Origin of the sequence: Arthrobacter sp. Leaf141 (assembly GCF_001424565.1) — a bacterium.
Classification (GTDB): Bacteria; Actinomycetota; Actinomycetes; order Actinomycetales; family Micrococcaceae; genus Arthrobacter.
On sequence record NZ_LMOL01000018.1, the window covers coordinates 61546 to 71039 of the forward strand.

General features: G+C 67.8%; 9 protein-coding genes. 6 read left to right on the top strand and 3 right to left on the bottom strand.

All coding sequences use genetic code 11. The annotated features are described in order from the left end of the window. Nucleotides 1-101: 101 nt before the first annotated feature. Complete coding sequence (locus tag ASF72_RS14040) at nt 102-1130, top strand: M12 family metallopeptidase (RefSeq protein WP_050685178.1); 1029 nt, start codon at nt 102-104, stop codon at nt 1128-1130. Between the two features lie 131 nt (nt 1131-1261). Then, the gene (locus ASF72_RS14045; protein ID WP_050685177.1) at nt 1262-1972 is read left to right on the top strand and encodes an AfsR/SARP family transcriptional regulator; all 711 of its coding nucleotides are present in this window, start codon (nt 1262-1264) and stop codon (nt 1970-1972) included. Between the two features lie 23 nt (nt 1973-1995). On the opposite strand, the gene ASF72_RS14050 is transcribed toward ASF72_RS14045, so the two are convergent. Both ASF72_RS14050 and ASF72_RS14055 read right to left on the bottom strand, forming a co-directional pair. Continuing rightward, nucleotides 1996-2238: a hypothetical protein gene (locus ASF72_RS14050; protein WP_056599881.1), complete on the bottom strand. Its 243-nt coding sequence runs from the start codon at nt 2236-2238 to the stop codon at nt 1996-1998. 127 nt (nt 2239-2365) lie between these two features. After that, nucleotides 2366-3352 (bottom strand): aldo/keto reductase, encoded by a 987-nt coding sequence (locus tag ASF72_RS14055; RefSeq protein ID WP_050685175.1) that lies wholly within the window; start codon nt 3350-3352, stop codon nt 2366-2368. 258 nt (nt 3353-3610) lie between these two features. Between ASF72_RS14055 and ASF72_RS14060 the strand changes: the two genes are divergently transcribed. Continuing rightward, the gene (locus ASF72_RS14060) at nt 3611-6148 is read left to right on the top strand and encodes an excinuclease ABC subunit UvrA (protein ID WP_056599882.1); all 2538 of its coding nucleotides are present in this window, start codon (nt 3611-3613) and stop codon (nt 6146-6148) included. Between the two features lie 27 nt (nt 6149-6175). Here the strand turns inward: ASF72_RS14060 and ASF72_RS14065 are convergent, their stop codons facing one another. Beyond that, nucleotides 6176-6793 carry a TetR/AcrR family transcriptional regulator gene (locus ASF72_RS14065; RefSeq protein WP_050685173.1) on the bottom strand — a complete coding sequence of 206 codons (618 nt, stop codon included), beginning with the start codon at nt 6791-6793 and terminating at the stop codon, nt 6176-6178. Nucleotides 6794-6934: 141 nt separating this feature from the next. On the opposite strand from ASF72_RS14065, the gene ASF72_RS14070 reads away from it, so the two are divergent. The 3 genes from ASF72_RS14070 to ASF72_RS14080 all read left to right on the top strand — a co-directional run bounded on the left by ASF72_RS14070 (nt 6935) and on the right by ASF72_RS14080 (nt 9394). Next, nucleotides 6935-7675 (top strand): SDR family NAD(P)-dependent oxidoreductase, encoded by a 741-nt coding sequence (locus ASF72_RS14070; RefSeq protein WP_056599885.1) that lies wholly within the window; start codon nt 6935-6937, stop codon nt 7673-7675. Nucleotides 7676-7767: 92 nt separating this feature from the next. After that, nucleotides 7768-8814, top strand: coding sequence for an NAD(P)-dependent alcohol dehydrogenase (locus ASF72_RS14075; protein ID WP_050685171.1), 1047 nt, complete (start codon nt 7768-7770; stop codon nt 8812-8814). A gap of 34 nt (nt 8815-8848) precedes the next feature. Next, entirely contained in the window at nt 8849-9394 is a 546-nt protein-coding gene (locus tag ASF72_RS14080) for a HEAT repeat domain-containing protein (protein WP_056599888.1), read from the top strand. Nucleotides 9395-9494: the final 100 nt, after the last annotated feature.

A 9494-nucleotide genomic window follows, 5' to 3' on the forward strand; every position in this document is an offset into this window, starting at 1 on the left:
CGGGGTTGCCGGTCCACCGCCCGATCTTCAGCAGCTGCTGCTGAGCCCGCTCGGCAGCGGGTGGCGGGGTCCCGCGCCACCCAGGATTCAAGGAGAAGACCATGGCTAAACAGGATGTGCCCCCGGTTTGCAGCGTCAAAGCACGGATTCCCCGGCCGATGCCGCCCGGCTTGCCCGGGGACCGGATGGAGCTCATCCGGACATTCGCCACCAAATGGGTCAACGGGACCATCCTGCACTACTGCTTCCAGGGCGGACCCGAAGCGCAGCAGGAGGCAGTCCGCAAGGCGTTCACCGAGTGGAAGAACCTCGGGATCGGCCTCGAGTTCCGGGAGGTGCAGGACCGGAGCGAGTCGGAGGTCAGGATCGGGTTCGCCCAAAACGACGGGTCGTGGTCCTACGTGGGTACCGACGTCCTGTCGATCGGGATGGCACAGGCCACCATGAACTTCGGCTGGGATTTGACCACCGACTATGGCCGCACCACGGCGTTGCACGAGATCGGCCACACCCTGGGCATGCCCCACGAGCACCAGAACCCCTTCACCGGCATCGTTTGGGACGAACCGAAGGTTTACCAGTACTTCGGCGGCAGCCCCAACTTCTGGTCCAGGGACCAGACCTTCAACAACGTGCTGCGGAAAATCGACGCCGCAGAGGTTGAAGGCTCCAACTGGGACCCTGACTCCGTCATGGAATACTGGTTTCCGGCCGGCCTGATTGTCCAGCCGGCGAAGTACCACGAGGGGCTGCGGCCGCCGGGCGGGCTGTCCCCGGCGGACAAGGAGTGGATCCTGAAGTTCTATCCCACCATTGAGAACGGCTTCGCCCGCCTCGAACCATTCGCGTCCGTCCCGCTGACGCTTGGCCCGGGCGACCAGGCAAATTTCCGCATCGAGCCGTCCGAGTCCAGGACGTACACAATCGGCACTTTCGGCAACGCCGATGCCGTACTGGTTCTTTTTGAGGAGGTGGATGGGCAACTCCGTTTCTTGGCCGGAGACGACGACAGCGGCGAAGAACGCAATGCCCAGGTGTCAGTCAAGCTGTTCCAGAACCGGAAATATGTGGTGCGGGTCCGCCTTTACTGGTCCGGCGGCAGCGGCACCACGGCCTTAATGTATTGGTAGCCAAGGGCGGGCCTTACCGCGACACGCGGAGAGTTAATAGAGACCATTGACAGGGCGCCCCCCGGCGGAGAAAAGTCGTTGCTACAACGGATCCGGCCCTTCCAACCACGCCGGATTGTTTGGGGGTACCCATGGGCAACGGCGACGACATCCCTGGCTATTGTCTGGACCTCCTGCAGGCCTGGCAGCTGCGCTGCGACACCACGGAGGTGCACCTCGCAGTCCGCCAGCAGCGGCTCGTTACCGCCCTGGCCATCTGCGGGCCGCGTCCCCGCCCGTATCTGGTGGGCCTGCTCTGGCCGGAATGCCGCGAGTCGCGGGCCCTGGAGAGCCTCCGGGTGAGTGTGCACCTGGTTTCGCGGCAGGCGCCAGGCCTGCTGGTCAACGGCGGCCGGGTGCTGTCGCTGAGCAAAGGGGTCGACGTCGACCTGCACCGGGTGCGTGCGCAGATTCTGGAGCTGGGCCGTTCGGGAGTCAACGGCAACGCAGCCGCCAGTCTGCACCAGCTGCGCGGGGCGGACCTGCTCCCCGGCTGGTACGACGACTGGGTGCTTTTTGAACAAAGCAGGCTGCGGCACGACCGGCTGCACGCCTTCCAGATCATCGCCCGCGAGACGCTGGCCCACGGGGATTTCGAGTCGGCGCTGGAAGCCTCCGAGGCCGCCCTCGAACTGGAACCCCTGTACGAGAGCGCCGTGGGTTTGCTCATCCGCGCGGAGAAGCTGCAGGGCAACAACGCCGCCGCCCTGCAGGCATTCAGGGTGTACCGGGCAAAGTTAAAGGCCGATCTGGGCCTGGCGCCATCGGCTGCCCTGGGGCGCCTTATTGCCGACATCTCATAAGTGCTGCCTGCCGGCCGTGCAGCTCAGGTATCCCCGCGGGCCGTGGCCTGGCCCGCAAGCCATTGCCCCACCGTTCGCAGCACCTCAGCGGTGTCGGCACTGTAGAGGGTCCGGGGTTCACCGTCGGGATCCGTGCTGAACGTCAGCCGTGCGCGGAACCCCTGCGGTTCGTGCCACGTGCTGATCACCAGGGTGCCGGGCAGCGGTGTTGCAGGGTCCCCGTCGCCGGTGTGGCCGGCTACCGGCGGGTGCTGGTCGCTTGGCATGGCAGCCCTCCTGGCGGTCTCGTTGCCTCGATGGTGCCGCACAACCATCAGGAATCAGCCAGCGTTTTACCAAGTCTTTGATCAAGATCGCCCCTGCTCAGCGGCTTGAGGCAGGTCCGGGGAGTGGCTAGCGGCCCACCAGGCCCAGGTGGGTGTCGTTGTACCGGTTGCCCTGCACCCCGATCCGGCGGGCCACGCCGTTAAGGTCTGCCACCTCATCAGCGGACAGCGCCAGGGCGGTGGCGGCAGCATTTTCCACCAGGCGCCCACGACGGCGGGTTCCCGGGATGGGCACGATCCACGGCTGCTGCGCCAGCAGCCAGGCCAACGCAACCTGCCCGGGGGTGGCGCCCCTGACGGCGGCGAGCGCAGTTACGTGGTCCACCAGTGTGTGGTTGGCGGTCCGGTTGCCGCTGGTGAACCGTGGGATGGTGTTCCGGACGTCATCGGTGGAAAACTCGGTGGCTGCGTCAACGGTACCCGTGAGGAATCCCTTGCCCAGGGGGCTGAACGGAACAAACCCGATGCCCAGTTCCGCCAGCGTGGGCAGGACTTCCGGCTCCGGGTCGCGGGTCCACAGCGAATACTCGCTTTGCACTGCGGTGACGGGGAAGACTGCGTGGGCGGCGCGGATGGTGGCAGCCGAGGCTTCGGAAAGGCCAAAATGACGGACTTTGCCCGCCTGGACGAGTTCGGCCACGGTACCGGCAACGTCCTCGATGGGTACATCGGGGTCCACCCGGTGCTGGTAGAACAGATCGAGGCAGTCCACCCTCAGCCGGCGCAGGGACTCCTCCGCCACCTGCCTGATTCGCCCAGGCGTGCTGTCCAGCCCCACGGATCTGCCGGCTTCGATCCGCCAGCCGAACTTTGTGGCAATGACAACCTGGTCCCGGACCGGTTCCAGCGCCTCACCCACCAGTTCCTCGTTGACAAAAGGCCCGTAGACCTCGGCGGTGTCGAAAAAAGTGACCCCAAGGTCCACGGCGCCGCGCAGTACTGCGATCATCCCGGCGCGGTCCCCGGGGTTGGGGCCGTAGCTTTGCGACATGCCCATGCAGCCCAGCCCCAGTGCAGAAACCTCGAGGCCCTGGCCCAGTGTCCTTGTGTGCATCGTCTCTCCTTCGTCGAACGTTGCAGGCCGGCTAGCCTGCTCCCCAGTCAACACCCCTCCGGGAATGTGTGGGAGGCCCTGCTGGAACGTGTACCGGCAAGGCATCCCTCACGTGGTTGGACAGCCGGCATGCCAATGGGGCGGGCCGTCAGGGGGACTTGCGTCGCTGGGGGCTCCTGACCGGCGATACAGTGGACAGCCAGGACCAATCAACAGCATCCGCCGCACCGCCGGCGGATGCCGGAGGAACCCGCATAGATGCAGACCGTTCAAGCAGCTGACCTTTCCCGCGACGCCGGACAGTTGCCGGCTGACAACCAGGCCACTGCCGGCTTCGTCACTGTCCGGGGAGCCCGGGAAAACAACCTCCGCAACGTGGATGTCGCCGTTCCGCGGGACGCGATTGTTGCCTTCACAGGTGTTTCGGGTTCCGGCAAGTCCTCGTTGGCTTTCGGTACCATCTACGCCGAGGCGCAGCGCCGCTACTTTGAATCTGTTGCGCCCTACGCGCGGCGCCTGATCCAGCAGGGCCACAATCCCAAGGTGGAAATGATCACGGGCCTGCCGCCCGCCGTCGCGCTCCAGCAGCGCCGCGGGACGGCCACGGCCCGGTCCACGGTGGGTACCGTCACCACGTTGTCCAACTCGCTGCGCATGCTTTTTTCCCGCGCAGGCACGTACCCCGCCGGCGCCCGTCCGCTGGACTCGGACGCCTTCTCCCCGAATACCGCGGCCGGGGCGTGCCCAGAATGCCATGGCCTGGGCACCACACACACGGTCACCGAGGACTCGCTGGTCCCGGACCGGTCCCTGAGCATCCGCGACGGCGCCATCGCTGCCTGGCCTGGTGCCTGGCAGGGCAAAAACCTCCGCGACATCCTGATCCATTTGGGCTACGACGTGGATACCCCGTGGCGGCAGCTGGCCAAAAAAGACCGGGACTGGATTCTCTTCACCGCCGAGCAGCCCGTTGTGGAGATCACGCCGCAGCGGGACCGGGTGGCCAAGCCGTACAAGGGCCGGTTCTGGAGCGCCAAAAGCTACGTCCTGCATACACTGGCGGATTCAAAGAGCAACACCATGCGTGAGCGGGCGCTGCGGTTTATGCAGACCGGTCCGTGCGCTGTCTGCGGCGCCAGCGGCCTCACCCCGGAAGCCATGGCCGTCACCTTCGCCGGCCGGACCATCGCCGAACTGAACGCGGCGCCGCTGACCGAACTGGCGGACATCATCCGCCCCACCACACGCGTGAACGACGCCGGGACCGCCTCGCGCCGGCAGGGCACCGGCGAAACCAACGAGGTGGCGGTGACCATCACCCGTGACCTGCTCCAGCGGGTCACGGTCCTGCTGGACCTGGGCCTCGGCTACCTGGGCCTGGGCCGGGCAACCCCCACGTTGTCGCCGGGGGAGGTGCAGCGGCTGCGGATCGCCACCCAGCTCCGGTCCGGCCTGTTCGGCGTGATCTACGTGCTGGACGAACCGTCGGCAGGGCTGCACCCGGCGGACGCCGAAGCGCTTCAGGCGGTCCTGGAGCAGCTCAAGGCGGCCGGCAATTCCGTGTTTGTGGTGGAGCACAACATGGATGTGGTCCGCAGGGCCGACTGGCTGGTGGACGTGGGACCCCGGGCCGGGGAAGGCGGCGGCGAGGTGCTGTACAGCGGGCCGGTGGCCGGCCTGGCCGGCGTAGCGTCATCCGTGACGCGGCCTTTCCTGTTTCCGGCGGAAGCAGTAGCAACGGCCGACGCCGGAACGGGTACCGCCGCGGAGCAGCGCGCCGCGGGTGCCGGCCGGGATGCCTCGGAATGGCTTGAGTTGCGCGGCGTCACCCGCAACAACCTCCGCGGGCTGGACGTCGAGGTGCCGCTGGGTGTGCTGACCGCCGTCACCGGCCTGTCCGGCTCCGGCAAGTCCACGCTGGTCAGCCAGGTCCTGGCCGACGTTGTGGGCCACCGGCTGCACGCTGATGACGGGCCCGCCGAGGGTCTGCTGTCAGCGGCCGGACTGGACCGCATTGACCGTCTGGTGTCGGTGGACCAGAAGCCCATCGGGCGGACCCCGCGCTCCAACCTGGCCACGTACACGGGGCTCTTTGACGCGGTCCGCCGTGAATTCGCCGCCACGGAGGATGCCCGTGCCCGCGGTTACGGTGCCGGCCGGTTTTCCTTCAACGTGGCCGGTGGCCGGTGCGAAACCTGCGAGGGTGAGGGTTTTGTGGCCGTTGAGCTTTTGTTCCTGCCCGGCAGCTATGGGCCTTGCCCGGAATGCCACGGCACGCGGTTCAACCCCGGGACGCTTGAGGTGACGTACCGCGGCGAGACGGTGGCCGGTGTCCTGGGCATGACGGTGGACGCCGCTGCCGGTTTCCTCACCGACATCCCTGCTGCGGCGCGGAGCCTGCAGGCACTGCGCGATGTGGGGCTGGGCTACCTTCGCCTGGGCCAGCCCGCCACGGAGCTGTCCGGCGGCGAGGCGCAGCGCATCAAGCTAGCCACCGAACTGCAGCGGGCCCAGCGGGGCAATACCCTGTACCTCCTGGATGAGCCCACCACCGGGCTGCACCCGGCTGACGTGCAGCTGCTGATGGCCCAGCTGCACAAGCTGGTGGATGCCGGGAACACCGTTGTTGTGGTGGAACACGACATGGACGTGGCGGCCGCCGCCGACTGGGTGATCGACATGGGACCTGCCGGCGGTGACGCGGGCGGCCAGGTTGTTGCGGCCGGAACCCCCGCCCACGTGGCCCGTTCGGCAGCATCCCGGACCGCACCCTACCTGGCGGCCCGGCTGGCTTAGCGCCCTGCCTGCGGTGGCACCGGCCTGTCAGCCGATCGGCCACCACGCGGGCAGCAGTTCGCTGAGGTCCGCCAGGAAATCCCCGGCGGCCCGGGGCGTATCCTCCAGCAACCGCGACTCGAACGCACCCACCACGCCGTAAGCGATGAAGCGGGCCACCATCGCCGCCGGAACCCGGCGGCCGTCCCGGGCGCTGACGGTGATGCCCCTGCTTTCGAGGACCAGCCGCACGGATGCCTCGAAGTGCCCGCCCAGCATGGCGTGCAGCCCGGCAGGACCGGCGTCGGTGTTCAGGCCGCGCCGGTAGATCCTGCGGTGCTGGTCCACGTGCTGGACCACTCCTGCGGTGACTGCGCGGATCGCATCGCCCAGTTCGTTATCCGTCGCTGTAAGGTTCCCGGAGCGCAGGGCGTCCAGCTCCGTCGAGAGCACCTGATGGAGGAGCGCCACCGGTGAGGCGGCGTGCTGGTAGAACGTTGACCTGTTCACCCCGGCAGCAGCGGCCACCTGGGAAGCGGTGAGCGATCCGGCGTCGTGGTCCGCCGCAAGGTCCAGGATGGCCGCGGCGAGGCGCTCCCTGCTGCGCTGAGCCCGGGGGTCCAGCGCGGGTGCCAAGGCGGCGCCCTCCTTCTGCGGCGATGTCATGCAGGTCACACTCCCGGGTGATGTCGGACTCCAGCGGTGGATTTACCGCCAGTCCGAGCGTAGCGTGTCAAGTATCCAACAAGTGTTGGATAGATATCTGAGGCCGGCGGTTGTCCGGCCCATCGGCTGGAAGGAAGCACCATGGCCCGTTTTGACGGTCGCGTCGGCATCATCACCGGAGGGGCCAGCGGCATTGGCCGGGCTTCCGCGGTACGTTTCGCGGCGGAAGGTGGCTCGGTGGTCATCGCCGATGTCCAGGACGGTCCCGCAGCGCAGGTTGTCGCCGGGATCGAGGCCGCCGGCGGCAATGCCCGGGCCATCCACCTGGACGTCACCAGCGAGGCCGGCTGGGCCGACGCCGTGGCCTTCACCCTGCGGGAATTCGGCCGGCTGGACGTCCTGGTTAATAACGCCGGCATCGGCGACAACCAGGCCATTGAAGTCACCAGCCTGGAAACCTACAACAAAGTGGTTGCCGTGACCCAGACCAGCGTGTTCCTCGGTGTCAAGGCCGCATCGGCCGCCCTGAAGGAGTCCGGCAACGGCGCGGTGGTGAACGTCTCCTCCATGTTCGGGATTGTGGGCGGCTTCGGAACGTCCCCGGCCTACGCCGCAGCCAAGGGCGCCGTGCGCACCCTGACCAAAAACACGGCGCTCGGCTGGGCCACGGAAGGCGTCCGCGTGAACTCGGTGCACCCCGGATTCATTGACACGCCCATCCTGGGGGACACCGACCGCCAGTTGCTCACGGAAACCACCCCGATGGCGCGGCTGGGCCGGCCCGAGGATGTCGCAGCGGTCATCCTGTTCGCCGCCAGCGACGACGCTGCGTTTATGACCGGCTCCGAACTTGTGGTCGACGGCGGCTATACCGCCCGCTGATCGCCAAAGCCCCTGCGGATTGCCCGGCACGCTCCGGCAGCCGGGCGGTCCGCACCGCCCCCTGACCTGAACCACACAGAAAGACCATCGACATGCGCGCAATCGTTTTTGAGGAATGGCAGCAGTTTCCCGTGCTGGCGGACGTGGCCAAGCCAACGCCCGGCCCGGGCGAGGTCCTGCTGAAGGTGGCCGGCGCCGGTGCCTGCCACTCGGACGTCAGCATTTTCCAGGACTTCACCGCAGAGGTCCCCGGCAACATCAAAAAGGGCTTTGTCCTGGGCCACGAAAGCTCCGGCTGGGTCGAGGAAGTGGGTCCCGGCGTCTCCGGCATCGGGATCGGCGACGCATACCTGGTGTACGGGCCCGTTGGCTGCGGCCACTGCAAGGCCTGCTCCCGGGGGCAGGACACCTATTGTGCCAACGCCGCCACCAACCCCTACCTCGCCATCGGACTGGGCCGCGACGGCGGCATGGCGGAGTACGTCACCGTGCCGGTCCGGAACCTGATTCCGTTGGGCGACGCGGATCCCGTGGCTGCAGCCCCGTTGTCCGATGCCGCACTGACGCCCTACCACGCCATCAAGCAGGCCATGCCCAACCTGGCGGGTGGCGGCCGGTTCGCGCTCGTCGTCGGACTTGGCGGCCTGGGCCAGATCGCCGTCCAGATCCTCAAGGCACTGACCGGCGCCACGGTGATCGCCACGGACATGAAACCCGAGGCCATGGCCAAGGCGGAAGCTGCCGGCGCCATCACCGTCCCGGGCGGTCCCGGACAGGTGGAGCGGATCCGCGCCATTACCGGAGGGCGCGGCGTTGACGCGGCCTTCGACTTTGTTGGCGTTACGCCCACCATCGCCACTGCCACCGGATCCATGGCGCAGGGCGGCCGCTTGACCGTGGTGGGCATTGCCGGGGGAGTCCACGAGTGGACCTTCTTCAACACGCCGTACGAGTCCACCATCACCAACACCTACTGGGGCACCATCGAGGAACTTCACGAGGTGGTGGACATGTACCGGGCAGGCCAGATTGTGCCGGACATCGAGACGTTCAGCCTCGAGGACGGGCTGGCCGCCTACCGCAGGCTGGCGGACGGGCAGTTGAGCGCCCGGGCCGTGATCGTTCCGCACGGAAAGTAGTTGCGTTCCCGGCCCCGGTCCCTAGGATCGGGGCATGAGGGAACGTCCGCAGGCCCTGATCGAATCGGCAGTCCGGCGCTACGGCGCGGATGAGGTGGTGGACTGGGCGGCGGGCCTGCTGGCCGGCGCCGACCCGGGCGACGCTGGTCCGGACGACGCTGGTCTGGACGGGGCCGGCAAGGACGGGGTGAGGGATATCCGACTGCTGGGCGGCTCCCCTGGCTGGGACGCGTACTGGTTCCGGGTCTGGGGCGCCCGGGCCTTGCTTTACGTCTGGGACACCACGGCCGCGCCGGCCGTGGTGTCCGGACTTTCCGATGACCACTGGCGGGTGCGGGAGATGTGCGCAAAAGTCTGCCGCCTCCGGGACCTGCCGGAGGCCGCGGACGAACTGGTCAAACTGATGGCCGACGGAACGGAGCGGGTCCGGATAGCCGCGGCCAAAGCCATCGGCGACACCTGCGAGGCGGACGCCGCCGGCCCACTGCTGGCAGGGGAATTCGGCAGCCTGCGTGAAGCCGCCGCCGCTGCCCAGGCACTGGACCGCATGGAGCAGCGGCTGGACCGCAGGCTCCGCTGAGGCCGGCGCCGGCGTTGCCCCGCGGTCCGGACCTAGCTGTACTCAGCCAGCAGGTTGGTTACATCTGCTGATGGGTGGTCGCCCTCCGAGGGCTGCGTGG

Excerpts from the sequence above, each read along its gene's own strand:
- ASF72_RS14040 (WP_050685178.1), top strand. The coding sequence starts at position 102 with ATGGCTAAACAGGATGTGCCCCCGGTTTGCAGCGTCAAAGCACGGATT.
- ASF72_RS14045 (WP_050685177.1), top strand. The coding sequence starts at position 1,262 with ATGGGCAACGGCGACGACATCCCTGGCTATTGTCTGGACCTCCTGCAG.
- ASF72_RS14050 (WP_056599881.1), bottom strand. The coding sequence starts at position 2,238 with ATGCCAAGCGACCAGCACCCGCCGGTAGCCGGCCACACCGGCGACGGG.
- ASF72_RS14055 (WP_050685175.1), bottom strand. The coding sequence starts at position 3,352 with ATGCACACAAGGACACTGGGCCAGGGCCTCGAGGTTTCTGCACTGGGG.
- ASF72_RS14060 (WP_056599882.1), top strand. The coding sequence starts at position 3,611 with ATGCAGACCGTTCAAGCAGCTGACCTTTCCCGCGACGCCGGACAGTTG.
- ASF72_RS14065 (WP_050685173.1), bottom strand. The coding sequence starts at position 6,793 with ATGACATCGCCGCAGAAGGAGGGCGCCGCCTTGGCACCCGCGCTGGAC.
- ASF72_RS14070 (WP_056599885.1), top strand. The coding sequence starts at position 6,935 with ATGGCCCGTTTTGACGGTCGCGTCGGCATCATCACCGGAGGGGCCAGC.
- ASF72_RS14075 (WP_050685171.1), top strand. The coding sequence starts at position 7,768 with ATGCGCGCAATCGTTTTTGAGGAATGGCAGCAGTTTCCCGTGCTGGCG.
- ASF72_RS14080 (WP_056599888.1), top strand. The coding sequence starts at position 8,849 with ATGAGGGAACGTCCGCAGGCCCTGATCGAATCGGCAGTCCGGCGCTAC.